At 74.4% G+C, this 15,642-nt stretch carries 14 protein-coding genes and 1 tRNA gene; 11 read left to right on the plus strand and 4 right to left on the minus strand.

Annotated features, from left to right (window positions below):
• Positions 1–31: 31 nt before the first annotated feature.
• The 10 genes from EEW87_RS04115 to EEW87_RS04160 all read left to right on the plus strand — a co-directional run bounded on the left by EEW87_RS04115 (position 32) and on the right by EEW87_RS04160 (position 11,105).
• Complete coding sequence (locus EEW87_RS04115) at positions 32–1,171, plus strand: MalY/PatB family protein (protein WP_123091803.1); 1,140 nt, start codon at positions 32–34, stop codon at positions 1,169–1,171.
• A gap of 110 nt (positions 1,172–1,281) precedes the next feature.
• Positions 1,282–1,431 (plus strand): hypothetical protein, encoded by a 150-nt coding sequence (locus tag EEW87_RS04120; protein ID WP_163562372.1) that lies wholly within the window; start codon positions 1,282–1,284, stop codon positions 1,429–1,431.
• Positions 1,428–1,517: a potassium-transporting ATPase subunit F gene (locus EEW87_RS04125; RefSeq protein WP_068275687.1), complete on the plus strand. Its 90-nt coding sequence runs from the start codon at positions 1,428–1,430 to the stop codon at positions 1,515–1,517. Before EEW87_RS04120 ends, EEW87_RS04125 begins: the two co-directional genes overlap by 4 nt.
• Positions 1,517–3,184 carry a potassium-transporting ATPase subunit KdpA gene (gene kdpA / locus EEW87_RS04130; protein ID WP_123091804.1) on the plus strand — a complete coding sequence of 556 codons (1,668 nt, stop codon included), beginning with the start codon at positions 1,517–1,519 and terminating at the stop codon, positions 3,182–3,184. Before EEW87_RS04125 ends, kdpA begins: the two co-directional genes overlap by 1 nt.
• Positions 3,184–5,334 (plus strand): potassium-transporting ATPase subunit KdpB, encoded by a 2,151-nt coding sequence (kdpB, locus tag EEW87_RS04135; RefSeq protein ID WP_123091805.1) that lies wholly within the window; start codon positions 3,184–3,186, stop codon positions 5,332–5,334. Before kdpA ends, kdpB begins: the two co-directional genes overlap by 1 nt.
• Positions 5,335–5,351: 17 nt before the next feature.
• A complete protein-coding gene (gene kdpC / locus EEW87_RS04140; RefSeq protein ID WP_123091806.1) occupies positions 5,352–5,966 on the plus strand; it encodes a potassium-transporting ATPase subunit KdpC in 615 nt (204 codons plus the stop codon).
• A 1-nt stretch (position 5,967) separates the two neighbouring features.
• A complete protein-coding gene (locus tag EEW87_RS04145) occupies positions 5,968–8,463 on the plus strand; it encodes a sensor histidine kinase (RefSeq protein ID WP_123091807.1) in 2,496 nt (831 codons plus the stop codon).
• On the plus strand, positions 8,460–9,149 hold the full coding sequence (locus EEW87_RS04150; RefSeq protein ID WP_123091808.1) for a response regulator: 690 nt from the start codon (positions 8,460–8,462) through the stop codon (positions 9,147–9,149). The genes EEW87_RS04145 and EEW87_RS04150 overlap by 4 nt, the downstream gene beginning before the upstream one ends.
• A gap of 103 nt (positions 9,150–9,252) precedes the next feature.
• Entirely contained in the window at positions 9,253–9,501 is a 249-nt protein-coding gene (locus EEW87_RS04155) for a DUF3775 domain-containing protein (RefSeq protein WP_123091809.1), read from the plus strand.
• An 11-nt stretch (positions 9,502–9,512) separates the two neighbouring features.
• Complete coding sequence (locus EEW87_RS04160; RefSeq protein WP_123091810.1) at positions 9,513–11,105, plus strand: SLC13 family permease; 1,593 nt, start codon at positions 9,513–9,515, stop codon at positions 11,103–11,105.
• Positions 11,106–11,117: 12 nt separating this feature from the next.
• Here EEW87_RS04160 and EEW87_RS04165 read toward each other — a convergent pair whose 3' ends face one another.
• Positions 11,118–11,864: a sulfite exporter TauE/SafE family protein gene (locus tag EEW87_RS04165; protein ID WP_123091811.1), complete on the minus strand. Its 747-nt coding sequence runs from the start codon at positions 11,862–11,864 to the stop codon at positions 11,118–11,120.
• A 92-nt stretch (positions 11,865–11,956) separates the two neighbouring features.
• Entirely contained in the window at positions 11,957–12,529 is a 573-nt protein-coding gene (locus tag EEW87_RS04170) for a TetR/AcrR family transcriptional regulator (protein ID WP_123091812.1), read from the minus strand.
• Positions 12,530–12,630: 101 nt separating this feature from the next.
• On the opposite strand from EEW87_RS04170, the gene EEW87_RS04175 reads away from it, so the two are divergent.
• Positions 12,631–13,803, plus strand: a complete 1,173-nt coding sequence (locus EEW87_RS04175; protein ID WP_205473767.1) for an MFS transporter — start codon at positions 12,631–12,633, stop codon at positions 13,801–13,803.
• A gap of 75 nt (positions 13,804–13,878) precedes the next feature.
• Here EEW87_RS04175 and EEW87_RS04180 read toward each other — a convergent pair.
• A tRNA-Pro gene (locus EEW87_RS04180) sits at positions 13,879–13,952 on the minus strand.
• A gap of 131 nt (positions 13,953–14,083) precedes the next feature.
• Complete coding sequence (gene der, locus EEW87_RS16930) at positions 14,084–15,631, minus strand: ribosome biogenesis GTPase Der (RefSeq protein WP_123091814.1); 1,548 nt, start codon at positions 15,629–15,631, stop codon at positions 14,084–14,086.
• Positions 15,632–15,642: the final 11 nt, after the last annotated feature.

The raw sequence follows: 15,642 nt of genomic DNA on the forward strand, positions 1-15,642 counted from the left end.
TAGGCGGTGCCCCGGCTGGCACAGTGCAGGCATGGCCCGATCCGTCCTCGACGTCCCCCTTCGCACCCTGCGCGCCCGGACCTCGGCCAAGTGGCGCGCCTACGACCCCGACGTGCTGCCGCTGTGGGTCGCCGAGATGGACGTCATGCCGGCACCCGCGGTCGTGCGGGCGCTCGCCCGGGTCGCCGAGACCGGCGACCACGGCTACCCGTGGGGCCCGGCCTACCCCGAGGCGGTGGCGCGGTGGTACGACCGCTCCTTCGGGGTCGCCGTCGACCCGGGCGCGTCGCAGCTCGTCGCCGACGTCATGACCGGTGTGGCGCACGCGCTGCGCGCGGTCACCGCGCCCGGCGCCGCGGTCGTCATCACCACCCCGGTCTACCCGCCCTTCCACAGCGTCGTCGGCGACGTCGGCGCCCGCCGCGTCGAGGCGCCGCTCGACGCGGACGGCCGGCTCGACCTCGAGACGGTGCGCGCCGCGCTCGTCGAGGGCGGGCCCGGCTCGAGCGTGCTCCTGTCGAACCCCCACAACCCGACGGGCGTCGTGCACTCCCCCGCCGAGCTCGAGGCCCTCCTCGCCCTCGCCGCCGAGCACGACGGCCACGTCGTGAGCGACGAGATCCACGCGCCCCTCGTGCTGCCGGGCGCCGGCTTCACCTCCGTCCTCGCGGTGCCGGGCGGCTCCCGGGCCCTCGTCGTCACCTCGGCGGCGAAGGGGTGGAACCTCGCCGGGTACAAGGCGGCCGTCCTCGTCGCTGGCGAGGACGTGCGCGACGTCCTGCGCCGGCTGCCGGCCTCCGCCGGCTACCAGGCCAGCCACGTCGCCGTCCTCGCCCACGTCGCCGCCCTCGACGACGGCCAGGACTGGCTCGCCGCGCTCGTCGACGACCTCGACGCCAACCGCGCGCTGCTCGGCGACCTGCTCGCGCAGCACCTCCCGCAGGTGACGTGGCGCCCGATGGAGGCGACCTACCTCGCGTGGCTCGACTGCTCGGCGCTCGGCTGGCCCGACCCCTCGCGCGTCTTCCTCGAGCAGGGCCGGGTGGCGCTCAACCGTGGCCGCGACTTCGGGCAGGACAGCGCCGACCATGTGCGGCTCAACCTCGCCACCTCGCCAGAGATCCTCGTCGAGGCGGTCGAGCGGATGGGTCGGGCGGCGTCCGCGGGCTGACGCCGGTGGTGTGAGCAGGCCGTGAGCACCGCCCGGGGTCCACCGCCCTGGGCCGTATGGATGTCGTGAGGACGGGCGCGCGGGGGCGACCGGCAGGCGTTGCATCGCAGGTGCGCCCGACCGGCGCCCGCCCGCCCCCCGGCGAGCGGTCTCCCTTCGCCATCGGAGTCCTCACGGTGCTCGACCTCATCTACCTGGCGGCCGCGGTCGCCCTCTTCGCCCTCGTGGGCCTGCTCGCCCGGGCGGTGGAGCGGCTGTGATCGTCGTCGAGCTGCTCGCCGTCGTGCTCGGGGTCGCCGCGCTCGGCTACCTCCTGCTCGCCCTGCTCGCACCGGAGCGCTTCTGATGCAGGGCTGGCTCCTCCTCGCCTCCGTCGCGACCCTCGTCGTCGTCCTCGGCCTCCTCCACCGCCCCGTCGGCGACCACCTCGCCCGCACGTACACGAGCGAGCACGACTGGCGCGTCGAGCGGGCGGTCTACCGGGTCCTCGGCGTCGACCCCCGGCAGGGGCAGACCTGGCAGGCCTACCTGCGGGCCGTCCTCGCCTTCTCGCTCGTCGGCGTCCTCGGCCTGCACCTGCTGCTGCGCTCGCAGCAGTGGCTGCCGCTCTCGGAGGGGGCGACCACCCTCGACCCCGCCGTGGCGTGGAACACGGCGATCTCCTTCGTGACGAACACGAACTGGCAGGCCTACTCGGGCGAGACGCTCTCGCCGACGGTCCAGCTGCTCGGCCTCGTCGTGCAGAACTTCGTCTCCGCCGCCACGGGCATCGCCGTCGCGGTCGCGCTCGTGCGCGGCCTGGCCGGCGATCGGGCGAGCACCGTCGGCAACTTCTGGGTCGACCTCGTGCGCTCCTGCCTGCGGGTGCTGCTCCCGCTGGCCGTCGTCGGGGCCCTCGTCCTCGTCGCCGGCGGGGTGGTGCAGAACCTCGCGGGCTTCACCGACGTGACGACGCTGGTCGGGGGCACGCAGTCGGTCCCCGGCGGCCCGGTCGCCTCGCAGGAGGCGATCAAGCTGCTCGGCACCAACGGCGGCGGGTACTACAACGCGAACTCGGCCCACCCCTTCGAGAACCCCAGCGGATGGGTCTCGATGGTGCAGGTCCTCATGATCCTGCTCATCCCCTTCTCGCTGCCGCGCGCATTCGGCCGGATGGTCGGGGACGTGCGCCAGGGGCGCGCGATCCTCGCCGCGATGGCCACCCTCTTCGTCGTCTCGACCTGCGCCCTGGGCTACCTCGAGCTGAGCGGTCGCGGCGCCGCTCCGCAGCTGGCCGGCGCCCCGATGGAGGGCAAGGAGGTGCGCTTCGGGCTCGCCCAGTCGGTCCTCTACGCGGGCTCGACGACGCTCACCTCGACGGGTGCGGTGAGCTCGATGCACGACAGCTACACCGCGCTCGGCGGCATGGTGCCGATGGTCAACATGCTCCTCGGCGAGATCGCACCGGGCGGCGTCGGCTCGGGGCTGTACGGGATGCTCGTCGTCGCCGTCATCGCCGTCTTCGTCGCGGGTCTTCTCGTCGGGCGCACGCCGGAGTACCTCGGCAAGAAGATCGGGCCGCGCGAGATGACCCTGGCGAGCCTGTACATCCTCGTCATGCCGGTGCTCGTCCTCGGCGGTCTCGCCCTCAGCCTGGCCATCCCCGACGCGCGCGAGAGCGTCACCGCCTCGATGGCCAACAGCGGCCCGCACGGGCTCTCCGAGCTCGTCTACGCCTTCGCCTCGGCGGCGAACAACAACGGCTCCGCCTTCGCCGGGCTCACGGCGAGCACGCCGTGGCTCACCGGCGCCCTCGGCGTCGCGATGCTGCTCGGCCGCTTCGTGCCGGTCGTCCTCGTCCTCGCCCTCTCCGGCTCCCTCGGCGCGCAGCGCCCCGTCCCGGCGACCGCGGGCACCCTGCCGACGCACCGGCCGCTCTTCGTCGGACTGCTCGTCGGCACGGCCGTGCTCGTCACCGCCCTCGTCTTCTTCCCCGTCCTCACCCTCGGGCCCCTCGCAGAAGGGCTGCTCTGATGTCCACCACGACCCGCACCCCCGCCCCGGCCGCCCCCGCGGCACGGCCCGCCCCTCGGCGCACCCTCACCCCGGCCCAGCTGCGCGCCGCCCTGCCCGGCGCGGTGCGCCGGCTCGACCCGCGGACGCTGTGGCACACGCCGGTCATCCTCGTCGTATGGGTCGGTGCCGCCCTGACGACCCTCACCGCGGTCGTCGAGCCGCTCACCGGCGGACCGGCCAGCTCCGGCGGCTCGGCGATGCCCGGGTCCTTCGCGGCACTCGTCGCCCTGTGGCTGTGGCTCACCGTGCTCTTCGCCGGGCTCGCCGAGTCGGTCGCGGAGGGCCGCGGCAAGGCCCAGGCGGACTCGCTGCGGGCCACCCGCACGAGCACGACGGCCCACCTCGTCACCGGCTACGACCCGGCCGACCCCGGGGCCGAGCGCACCGCCACCCGCGAGGTGTCCTCCGCCGACCTCACCGTCGGCGACGTCGTCGTCGTGAGCGCCGGCGAGCTCGTGCCCGGTGATGGCGACGTCATCCACGGCATCGCCAGCGTCGACGAGTCGGCGATCACCGGCGAGTCGGCGCCGGTCGTGCGCGAGTCCGGCGGCGACCGGTCCGCGGTGACCGGGGGCACGCGCGTGCTGTCCGACCGGGTCGTCGTGCAGATCACCTCGCGCCCGGGCGAGACCTTCGTCGACCGGATGATCGCGCTCGTCGAGGGCTCCTCACGTCAGCGCACGCCGAACGAGATCGCGCTGAACATCCTCCTCGCCTCGCTGTCGATCGTCTTCGTCGTCGTCGTGCTGACGCTCAACCCCGTCGCCTCCCTCGTCGCCGAGCCGGCCAGCGTCGCCGTCCTCGTCGCCCTGCTCGTCTGCCTCATCCCGACGACCATCGGCGGGCTGCTGTCGGCGATCGGCATCGCCGGCATGGACCGGCTCGTCCAGCGCGGGGTCCTCGCGATGAGCGGGCGGGCCGTCGAGGCGGCGGGCGACGTGACGACCCTGCTCCTGGACAAGACCGGCACCATCACCTACGGCAACCGCCGCGCGAGCGCCTTCGTCGCGCTCGACGGCGTGGCGCCCGGAGCGCTCGTCGAGGCCGCGGTGCTCTCCTCCGGTGGCGACCCGACCCCCGAGGGCGCGTCGATCCTCGACCTCGCCCGCGAGGACGGGGCCGACCCCGCCCTCGTGCCCGGCGGCGAGGTCGTCCCCTTCACCGCGCAGACCCGCATGTCGGGGCTGGACCTGCCCGACGGCACCCAGGTGCGCAAGGGCGCGGCGAGCGCGGTCCTCGCCTGGCTCGACGCGGCCGGCTCCGCCCCGGTCGGGCCGGCACGGGCCGAGCTCGACGCCCACGTCGAGCGCATCTCGGGCTCGGGCGGGACGCCCCTCGTCGTCGCGACCCTCGCGCCCCAGGGGGCAGGCCGCGTCCTCGGCGTGGTGCACCTCAAGGACGTCGTCAAGGACGGCCTCGTCGAGCGCTTCGCCGAGCTGCGGGCGATGGGCATCCGCACGGTGATGATCACCGGCGACAACCCCCTCACCGCCGCCGCGATCGCGGCCGAGGCGGGCGTCGACGACGTGCTCGCCGAGGCCACGCCCGAGGACAAGCTCGCCTACATCCGCCGCGAGCAGGAGGGCGGCCAGCTCGTCGCGATGACAGGGGACGGCACGAACGACGCGCCCGCGCTCGCGCAGGCCGACGTCGGCGTGGCCATGGCGTCGGGCACGTCGGCGGCCAAGGAGGCCGGCAACATGGTCGACCTCGACTCCGACCCGACGAAGCTCATCGAGATCGTCGCCATCGGCAAGCAGCTGCTCCTCACCCGCGGCGCCCTGACGACCTTCTCGATCGCCAACGACCTCGCGAAGTACTTCGCGATCATCCCGGCGATGTTCGCCGGGGTCTTCCCCGGCCTCCAGGCGCTCGACGTCCTGCACCTGCACTCCCCCGCCTCCGCCGTGCTCTCCGCGGTGATCTTCAACGCCGTCGTCATCGTCGCGCTCGTACCCCTCGCCCTGCGCGGGGTGCGCTACCGACCGCGTCCCGCGGCCGAGGTCCTCGGCCGCAACCTCGCCGTCTACGGGATCGGCGGGGTCATCACCCCCTTCGCCGGCATCTGGCTGATCGACCACCTCGTCCGCCTCCTGCCCGGCTTCTGAGACCCAAGGAACCCCTCATGCCCCTCCTCGCCCGCGGCACCGCCCGCACCCTGTGGGTCGCGACCCGCGCCCTGCTCCTGCTCACCCTCGTCCTCGGCCTGGGCTACACCGGCGCCGTCACCGCGGCCGCCCAGCTCGTCGTGCCCGGCCGCGCCGACGGCTCGCTCGTGCACGACCGCGACGGCCGTGTCGTCGGCTCCTCCCTGCTCGGCCAGCCCTTCACCGACGCGAAGGGGGTCGCCCTGCCCCGGTACTTCCAGTCGCGGCCGTCGGCCGCCGGCGACGGCTACGACGGGAGAGCCTCCGGCGGCTCCAACCTCGGCCCGGAGGACCCCGGTCTCGTCGCGGCGATCCGCGAGCGGCGTGCGGAGGTCGCCGAGCGCGAAGGAGTGTCACCCTCGGCCGTCCCGGCCGACGCCGTCACCGCGTCCGCCTCGGGCCTCGACCCGCACATCAGCCCGCGGTACGCGCAGATCCAGGTGCCACGCGTGGCGCGCGAGCGCGGTCTGCCGCAGGCCGAGGTACGACGCCTCGTCACCGAGCACACGCGCGGCCGGGACCTCGGATATCTCGGCGACCCCGCCGTCGACGTGCTCGCGCTTAACCTGTCCCTCGACGAGCTGGAGGAGTGAGATGACCCGGGGACGGCTGCGGGTGCTGCTCGGCGCCGCCCCCGGCGTCGGCAAGACGTGCACGATGCTCGAGGAGGGGCGCCGGCTGCGCGCCGACGGGCGCGACGTCGTCGTCGGGCTCGTCGAGACGCACGGACGCGCGGCGACCGCCGCGATGGTCGAGGGCCTCGAGGTCGTGCCGCGCACCCTCGTCACCCACCGGGGGCTCGAGCTCGCCGAGATGGATCTCGAGGCGGTGCTCGCCCGCGCCCCCCAGGTCGCCCTCGTCGACGAGCTCGCGCACACGAACGCCCCGGGCTCGCCCCACGCGAAGCGCTGGCAGGACGTCGACGCCCTGCTCGACGCCGGGGTCGACGTCATCACGACGGTGAACATCCAGCACATCGAGTCGCTCCACGACGTCGTCGAGCAGATCACCGGCGTGCCGCAGTCCGAGACGACGCCCGACGCCTTCCTGCGCCGGGCCGACCAGGTCGAGGTCGTCGACCTCGCCCCGCAGGCGCTGCGCGACCGGCTCCTCGGCGGGGTCGTCTACCCGGCCGAGCGGGTCGACGCCGCGCTGTCGAACTACTTCCGGCTCGGCAACCTCATCGCGCTGCGCGAGCTCGCCCTGCTGTGGCTGGCCGACGAGGTCGACGAGGCGCTGCGCCGCTACCGCGACGAGCACGACATCGACGCGACCTGGCAGGCCCGCGAGCGCGTCGTCGTCGCGCTCACCGGAGGGCCGGAGGGCGAGACGCTCCTGCGCCGCGGGGCACGGATCGCCGCACGGTCGTCCGGCGGGGGGCTGCACGCGGTCCACGTCACGGCCCAGGACGGGCTGCGGGCCCCGGACCCCGCGGCGCTCGTGCAGCAGCGGGCTCTCGTCGAGCAGCTCGGCGGCAGCTATCACCAGGTCGTGGGCGACGACGTGCCCGCTGCGCTCGTCGACTTCGCCCGGTCGGTCGACGCCACCCAGCTCGTCATCGGGGTGAGCCGCCGGGGCCGGCTCGCCGCTGCGCTCACCGGCCCGGGCATCGGCGCGACGGTGGTGCGCGAGTCCGGCGACATCGACGTCCACATCGTCACGCACTCGGCGGCAGGTGGTCGCTTCGCGCTGCCGCCGGTCGGGGGCGCGCTCAGCCTGCGCCGCCGGGCCCTCGGGATGCTCCTCGCGCTCCTGGGCGGCCCGCTGCTCACCTGGCTGCTCGTCGCGCTGCGCAGCCCGGAGTCGATCACGAGCGACGTCCTCAGCTACCAGCTGCTCGTCGTCGTCGTCGCGCTCGTCGGCGGGCTGTGGCCCGCGCTCTTCGCCGCGGTGCTCTCGGCGGTCACGCTCGACTTCTTCTTCATCGACCCGCTCTACACGGTGACGATCGCCGACCCGCTGCACCTCCTCGCGCTGCTCCTCTACGTGACCATCGCGGCGCTCGTGAGCGTCGTCGTCGACCGCGCCGCCCGACGCTCGCGCACGGCGCGACGGGCGGCGGCGGAGTCCGAGCTCGTCCAGACCGTCGCCGGCAGCGTCGTGCGCGGCGACGACGCGGTCCAGGCCCTCGTCGACCAGACCCGCGAGGCGCTCCACCTGCGCGGGGCCCGGGTCCTCGCGGGCGAGGAGGTGCTCGCGAGCGCCGGAGAGGTCGACCTCGCCGGCACCGCACCCGTGAGCACCCTCGACCTCGCGCCGGGCACGACCCTCGAGCTCACCGGCGAGGTGGCCGCGAGCGAGCGCCGCCTGCTCGGCGTCGTCGCCGCCCAGCTCACCGCGGCCCTCGAGCACCAGCGCCTCACCGAGACCGCCCGCGAGATCGAACCCATCGCCGCCTCGGACCGGGTCCGCGGCGCCCTGCTGTCGGCCCTGAGCCACGACCTGCGCCGCCCGCTCGCGGCGGCCACCGCCGCGGTCGGCGGGGTGCGGGCGGCGGGGCCGGACCTGCGCGAGGAGGACCGCCGCGAGCTGCTCGACACCGCCGAGGAGAGCCTGGCCGCGCTGTCGGCGCTCATGTCCGACCTGCTCGACGTCAGCCGGCTCAGCTCGGGCGTGCTCACCATCGCGACGACGCCCACCGACCCGGCCGAGGCGATCGCGCCGGCGCTCGACGAGCTCGGTCTCGGCCCCGCGCAGGTGCGCCTCGCGCTCGCCCACGACGAGGTCGAGGTGCTCGCCGACCCGGTGCTCCTCCAGCGGGTCGTCGTCAACCTCCTCACCAACGCGGTGCGGCACTCACCGCCGGACGAGCCCGTGCTCGTGTCGACGAGCACCTTCGGCGGGCGGCTGGAGATCCGCGTCGCCGACCGTGGCCCGGGCATCGCGCAGGACCGGCGCGACGAGGTCTTCCTTCCCTTCCAACGGCTCGGCGACACCGACAACACGACGGGTCTCGGGCTCGGTCTGGCGCTCTCGCGCGGCTTCGTCGAGGGCATGCACGGCCGGCTCACGCCGGAGGACACGCCCGGCGGAGGCCTCACCATGGTCGTCTCCCTCCCCGTCCACGACCCCTCGCAGGAGGCCCGGTGAAGATCCTCGTCGCCGACGACGACCCGCAGATCCTGCGCGCGCTGCGCATCACCCTCACGGCGAAGGGGTACGACGTCGTCACCGCGCTCGACGGCGCCCAGGCGGTCGCCGCGGCCGTCGACCAGCAGCCCGATCTCGTCCTGCTCGACCTCGGGATGCCCCGGCTCGACGGCGTCGAGGTCATCCACGCCATCCGGGGCTGGTCGCAGGCCCCGATCCTCGTCGTCTCCGGCCGGGCCGGCTCGGCCGACAAGGTCGAGGCGCTCGACGCGGGCGCCGACGACTACGTCACCAAGCCCTTCGCCGTCGACGAGCTGCTCGCCCGGGTGCGCGCCCTCACCCGGCGCGTCCCCCAGGCCGCCGAGACCCCGGCGGTGCGCCTCGGCGAGGTGACGGTCGACCTCGCGGCCCGCAGCGTCGTGCGCGAAGGGGAGGGCGGCCGTCAGCACGTCCGCCTCACCCCCACCGAGTGGCAGGTCCTCGAGATCCTCGTGCGCAACCCCGGCCGCCTCGTCACCCGGCAGACCCTGCTGACGAGCATCTGGGGCAGCGAGCACGTCGCCGACACCGGGTACCTGCGCCTGTACGTCTCGCAGCTGCGCAAGAAGCTCGAGCCCGACCCGGCGCACCCGCGCCACCTGATCACCGAGGCCGGGATGGGGTACCGCCTCGAGCTCGACCGCTGAGCACGGGCTCCGGGGTCCCCCCTGACGCCCCGCTGCGCCGCCGCACGACCGTAAGGTCGGCAGCCCCGGGGCCACCGGGGCACCCGACCCGAAGGAGACAGACGTGAGCGAGTACAGCGCGGAAGAGCTCGACGCCGCACGCGAGGCCGCCCAGAACGCCGTGGACACCGCGACCTCCTGGGACTACAGCGCCGGCGAGACCAAGATCGCCGACAAGCTGCGCGAGGGCCTCGACGAGGCGCAGGTCGAGGTCGAGCCCGCAGAGCTCGAGCGGCTCGTCGCCGAGATCGACGCCCTGAGCACCGACGAGAGCGCCGGTCCCCCGACCGTGCGCGCCGCCACGCCGCGCTGAGGAGGCCCCCGATGACGCACCCGAGCGACGAGGCCGGGCACGGCGGACCGGTGACGACCCACGACCGGAGCGCCGAGATCGAGCAGAGATCGGCGGGCGAGAGAGCCGAAGGGGTGCCACAGGGCCGCCGGCGTCGGCAGTGGGTGGGTCTGGGTGCCGGTGTCGCGCTCGGGCTGCTCGTCTACCTGGCGATCCCCGGGGACGCGGGCCACCCGGCGCGTCTCACGGCCGCGGTCGCCGTCGTCATGGGCGTGTGGTGGATGACCGAGGCCATCCCCATCCCGGCGACGGCCCTGCTGCCCCTCGTCGTCTTCCCCACGCTCGGGAGCGACGTCTCGGTCGACGACGTCGGGGCGTCGTACGGCAACAACATCATCTTCCTCTTCATGGGCGGCTTCCTGCTCGCGCTGGCGATGCAGCGCTGGAACCTCCACCGTCGCATCGCGCTGCGCACGGTGTCGCTCATGGGCACCCGACCTGCGATGGTCGTCGCCGGCTTCATGATCGCCACCGGCTTCCTGTCGATGTGGGTGTCGAACACCGCGACCGCGGTGATGATGCTGCCCATCGGCGTCTCCGTGCTCGCCCTCGTCGCCACGCTCTCCGACGACGTCGAGGACCCGGGCGAGGACGGCGCGGCGGTGCGCAGCAGCCCCTTCGGGACCGCGCTCGTGCTCGGCATCGCCTACGCAGCGTCCATCGGGTCGCTCGCGACGATCATCGGCACCCCGCCGAACACCCTGCTCGTCGGCTACCTCGAGGACGCCCACGACATCTCCATCGGCTTCGGCCAGTGGATGCTCGCGGGGCTCCCGCTCGCGGTCATCTTCCTCACCATCACCTGGGTGCTGCTGACGAAGGTCTTCTTCCGTCCCGAGATCGACGACATCCCGGGCGGTCGAGAGCTCATCCGGGACGAGCTCGAGGCCCTCGGGCCGATGTCACGCGGCGAGATCCGGGTGACCGTGATCTTCGTCCTCGCCGCCCTGTCCTGGGTCTTCGTGCCGCTCGTCTCCGACTGGCTCGGCGCCGAGTCCGCACCGATCAGCGACGCCGGCATCGCCATGGTCGTCGGGCTGCTGCTCTTCGTCCTGCCGGCCGGGGCCGAGCCCGGGGTCCGGCTGCTCGACTGGGAGAGCGCGCTCGAGCTGCCCTGGGGCGTCCTGCTGCTCTTCGGCGGGGGCCTGGCGCTCTCCGGGCAGTTCAGCTCCAGCGGCCTGACGGAGTGGATCGGCCAGCAGGCCGGCGGTCTCGGGTGGATCCCGACGCTGCTCCTCGTCGCCCTGGTGACCACCGCGATCCTCTTCCTCACCGAGATCACGAGCAACACGGCGACGGCCGCCACCTTCCTCCCGGTGGCGGGTGGCATCGCCCTGGGCACCGGCCTGGACCCGATGCTGCTCGCCGTGCCGGTCGCGCTGTCGGCCACCTGCGCCTTCATGCTGCCGGTGGCGACACCGCCCAACGCCGTGGCCTACGGCAGCGGCTACGTGACGATCGGGTCGATGATCAAGGGCGGGCTCTGGCTCAACCTCATCGCGATCGTCCTCGTCACGGGCTTCACCTACACCCTCTTCACCTGGTTCCTCGGGATCACGATCTAGGCCCGAGGGGGGTCACAGGGCGAGCAGGCCTCTCAGGCAGGCGAGCGCCCCTCCCGCTGCGGCGACCCCGACGGCCAGCCGTCGGGCCGCCGTGGCGGGGACCCGTGCGGCGAGCACCCGGCCGAGGACCACCCCGACCGGTGCCGCGGCCACGACGAGCCCGCACACCCAGACGGAGGGCAGGGCGCCCAGCGGAACCGCGCCGGAGCTCGCCTTGACGAGGAGGGAGGTCGCGTTGGCGGCGAGGTAGACCGGCTGGAGGGTCGCGGCGAAGGATCGCTGCTCCCACCTCGTCGCGAGCGCGTAGGCGGTCATCGCCGGGGCGGCGACACCGGAGGTCGTGTTCATGAAGCCGGCGGCCAGCCCGGCCGCCACGCCCGCCCCGGGCCCGTCGAGACGACGTCGCCGTGCGAGCACCGCGCTGGCGGCCATCGCGAGCAGCACGCTCGAGCCGACGACGACGTCGAGCCAGGCCTCGCGGAAGGCACCGACGGCGGCTGCCCCGACGCACGACCCGACGACGACGAGCGGGGCCAGCCGACCCCATCGCCGCCAGTCGACGTCACCACGCATCGCGACGAGGACGAGCACCGCGGTGACGACGGCGACGACGTTGCTCAGGGTGACCCCGACCGCCGGCCCGACGAGCAGGGTCAGGCTCGGGGCGACCACGAGCCCCAGGCCCATGCCCGAGATCCGTTGCAGCGCGGCGCCGGCGATCACGGCGGCGCACATCGCAGCGAGCACGGCGGCGGTCATCGGGCGATCCTCGCAGCCGGTGCGCCGACGCCAGGGACGCGGGGGCCACCGGGCTCACCAGCAGACTCCGCCGGTCAGTCCAGCCCGTGTGCTCAGCCGGCGGGCTCGACGAGTGCGCGGACGAGCTCGCCGGCCCGCTCCTGCACCCGCGGGTCCACCCCGCGGTGGGCCACTCCCCCTTCGAGCAGGAGGAAGACGTGCTCGGCCAGGCCGGCCGGGTCGTCCCCGCCGAGACCGTCCTCGCGCAGCAGCTGCTCGAGGAGGTCGCGCACGGCCCGCTTGTGCTCGCGCACGACGTCCAGACCGGCGTGGTCCGTGGGCAGCTCGGCCGCGGCGTTGAGGAACCCGCAGCCACGGTCGACCGGGAGCGGGTCGTGCGCGTAGGCCTCGACGACGGCGAGCACCCGGGGGGCGTCGGCATCGACCAGCCGCTCCTGCAGGCGCCCCCACCACTGCTCGTGGCGACCCCGGAGGTAGGCGACGACGAGCGCGTCCTTGGACCCGAAGCGGTCGTAGAGGGTGCGCTTGGTGACGCCGGACTCCGCGGCGATCGTGTCGACCCCGACGGCGTGGATCCCGCGCCGGTAGAAGAGCTCTGAGGCGGTCTCGAGGATCCGGCGTGCGCCCGGTGTGAGGTCGACGCCCGGGCTCGTCGTGGGTGACATCGTTCCCCCTTCGTCGTCGCTCGACGGCCGTCCGACCGTCCTCTCCTCCGCCCCACCATCTCACAGACCGGTGTAGCGTCGGGGCAATGGTTCACCGATCTGTGAAGTCACCCACCGACGAGGCGCACCGCACCGCGCCCGATGCCCCGTCGGCGATCCGGCTCGCGGCGGTGGGGATGTGCCTCGTCGGGGTCTGCTACGGGTTGGCCCGCTTCGCCTACGGGCTCTTCGTGCCGGCCTTCCGCGAGGACTTCGACCTCGGACCCACGGCCACCGGAGCCGTCGCGTCCGGCTCCTACGTCGCGTACTGCCTCGCCGTGGTCGCCGCGACGGTGCTCACCCCGCGCCTCGGTGCCCGCAGGGTGGCCGTGGCCGCCGGGACGGTCGCCACGGCTGGGACGGCACTTGTCGCGCTGGCCCCGACCTCGGCGGTCCTCGGCGCCGGGGTGCTGCTCGCCGGCGCGAGCACGGGCGTCGCCTCTCCCCCGCTGGCCCACGCCGTCGCCCGCACCGTCCGCGCGGCGCGGCGCGATCGCACGCAGGCGGTCGTCAACGCCGGTACGGGGCTGGGTGTCGCCGTGGCCGGCCCCGTCGCGCTCGTCGCGCAGGACAGCTGGCGGGCTGCGTGGGCGATCTTCGCCCTCCTCGCCGCGGCGACGACCTTCTGGGCGGCCCGGGTCGTCCCGCCGGCGCGCGACGACGGCGCGTCGGTGCCCTCCCTCCTCCCCCGCCCGCTCCTGCCGGTCGGGGCCGGACGACTGCTCCTCGGCGCTGCCGTCATGGGCCTGGCGAGCGCGGCGGTGTGGACCTTCGGGCTCGACCTCCTCGTGACTGAGGGCGGCACGGGCCCGACGACCGCCCGTCTCGCCTGGGTGCTGCTCGGCGCCCTCGGGGTGCTCGGCGCGGCCGCCGGCGACCTCGAGGCCCGGCTGGGCCCGGCGAGGGCGTGGACCACGACGACGGTCGCGCTGGCGGGCGCCACCGCCGTCCTCGCGCTCGCCCCCGGCACGCCCGCACTCACCCACCCCGCCGCCGCCGTCTTCGGGGGCTCCTACATCGCGATGTCCGGCCTGCTCCTCCTGGGCGGCACTCGGGTGTACTCCGACGAGCCGTCCGCGGGCGTCGGCATCGCCTTCCTCGTGCTCGCGCTCGGCCAGGCAGCCGGCTCGCTCGCCCTCGGCGCGCTCGCCTCGGGCACGGGGCTGCGCACCGCCGTCCTCGTGGCCGCCGGGGTCGGGCTCATCGGCGCCCTCGCGCCGCCGCGGACGTCCTGAGATCGCGCCCGGGGACACGACGAGGCCCGGTGGACCATGTGGTCCACCGGGCCTCGTCTCGTGCTCTGCACGCCGTCGGGATGACAGGATTTGAACCTGCGACCCCTTGACCCCCAGTCAAGTGCGCTACCAAGCTGCGCCACATCCCGGTGTGCTGTGAAGCCGCCCCGTCGCCGGAGCGAAGTCACTCTAACTCAGCCGTCCCGCGTCTTCGTAATCGGCCCGGGTCGGGCCGCGGGCCGGCCCCCTTCGCCCGTGACGACGGGGGCCGCGGACCGGCTCAGCGCTCGCGACGACGACGCTCGCGCACCCGCACGGAGATCTCGACGGGCGTGCCCTCGAAGCCGAACTCCTCGCGCAGCCGGCGCTCGAGGAAGCGGCGGTACCCGGCCTCGATGAAGCCGGACGCGAAGACGACGAAGCGCGGCGGACGGGTCGAGGCCTGCGTCGCGAAGAGGATGCGGGGCTGCTTGCCCCCGCGCACCGGGTGCGGGTGCCCGGAGACGATCTCGCCCATGACGGCGTTGAGCCGACCGGTCGGCACGCGGGTGTCCCACGACGTCAGCGCGACGTCGAGGGCCGGCACGAGCTTGTCGACGTGGCGGCCGGTGCGCGCCGAGAGGTTGACGCGCGGCGCCCACTGCACCTGGACGAGCTCGCGCTCGATCTCGCGCTCGAGGTAGTAGCGACGCTCCTCGTCGAGCAGGTCCCACTTGTTGTAGGCGATGACGAGGGCACGACCGGTCTCGACGACCTGGCTGATGACGCGCAGGTCCTGCTCGGCGATGGCCTCCTCGGCGTCGATGAGCACGACGGCGACCTCGGCCTTCTCGAGCGCGGTCTGCGTGCGCAGCGAGGCGTAGAAGTCGGCGCCCTTCGTCTGGTGGACGCGGCGCCGGATGCCGGCCGTGTCGACGAAGCGCCAGGTGCGCCCGCCGAGCTCGACGAGCTCGTCGACCGGGTCGCGGGTCGTGCCCGCGACGTTGTCGACGACGACGCGCTCCTCGCCGGCGAGCTTGTTGAGCAGCGAGGACTTGCCGACGTTCGGGCGGCCGACGAGGGCGACGCGCCGGGGACCGCCGACCGGCATCGGCTCGGCGACCATCGAGCGGTCCGGGAGCACCTCGAGGACGGCGTCGAGGGCGTCACCGCTGCCGCGGCCGTGCAGGGCGGAGACGGGCCAGGGCTGACCGAGGCCGAGGTTCCACAGCGCGGCCGCCTCGCCCTCCATGCGCATGTCGTCGACCTTGTTGGCGACGAGGACGACGGGCTTGCCGGCGCGGCGCAGCAGGCGCACGACGGCCTCGTCGTCGTCGGTCGCGCCGACGGTCGCGTCGACGACGAAGAGGACGACGTCGGCCATGTCGATGGCGACCTCGGCCTGCTCGGCGACCTTGAGGTGGATGCCCGTGGCGGTGGCCTCCCAGCCGCCGGTGTCGATCATCGTGAAGCGGCGCCCGGACCACTCGCCCTCGTAGGCGACCCGGTCGCGGGTGACGCCGGGCACGTCCTCGACGACGGCCTCGCGGCGGCGCAGGATGCGGTTGACGAGGGTCGACTTGCCGACGTTCGGGCGGCCGACGATCGCGACGACGGGCAGCTCGCCCTCGTAGAGCTCGTCGGGCTGCTCCTGGAAGCCGTCGACGAGCGCCTGGTCCTCGGGCGTGAGCTCGAAGTCCTCGAGCCCCGCACGCAGCACGCGCTCGACGCCCTCGTCGTCGGCGGCGCCGAGGTCGGCGGGCTTCGGGCTCTGGCTGTCCACGGGTCTCTCCTGGCGGGTCGAGGCGAAGGGGGCGGACCGGCCGGGTCGGCGCGTGTCCACCCCCATTGTCGCAGCCC

It is taken from the genome of Janibacter melonis, from assembly GCF_003721155.3.
GTDB lineage: Bacteria > Actinomycetota > Actinomycetes > Actinomycetales > Dermatophilaceae > Marihabitans > Marihabitans melonis.

Bases quoted from the DNA above. Each gene is read 5' to 3' on its own strand.
- EEW87_RS04115 (WP_123091803.1), top strand. From the start codon at position 32: ATGGCCCGATCCGTCCTCGACGTCCCCCTTCGCACCCTGCGCGCCCGG.
- kdpA (WP_123091804.1), top strand. From the start codon at position 1,517: ATGCAGGGCTGGCTCCTCCTCGCCTCCGTCGCGACCCTCGTCGTCGTC.
- kdpB (WP_123091805.1), top strand. From the start codon at position 3,184: ATGTCCACCACGACCCGCACCCCCGCCCCGGCCGCCCCCGCGGCACGG.
- kdpC (WP_123091806.1), top strand. From the start codon at position 5,352: ATGCCCCTCCTCGCCCGCGGCACCGCCCGCACCCTGTGGGTCGCGACC.
- EEW87_RS04145 (WP_123091807.1), top strand. From the start codon at position 5,968: ATGACCCGGGGACGGCTGCGGGTGCTGCTCGGCGCCGCCCCCGGCGTC.
- EEW87_RS04160 (WP_123091810.1), top strand. From the start codon at position 9,513: ATGACGCACCCGAGCGACGAGGCCGGGCACGGCGGACCGGTGACGACC.
- EEW87_RS04165 (WP_123091811.1), bottom strand. From the start codon at position 11,864: ATGACCGCCGCCGTGCTCGCTGCGATGTGCGCCGCCGTGATCGCCGGC.
- EEW87_RS04170 (WP_123091812.1), bottom strand. From the start codon at position 12,529: ATGTCACCCACGACGAGCCCGGGCGTCGACCTCACACCGGGCGCACGC.
- der (WP_123091814.1), bottom strand. From the start codon at position 15,631: ATGGGGGTGGACACGCGCCGACCCGGCCGGTCCGCCCCCTTCGCCTCG.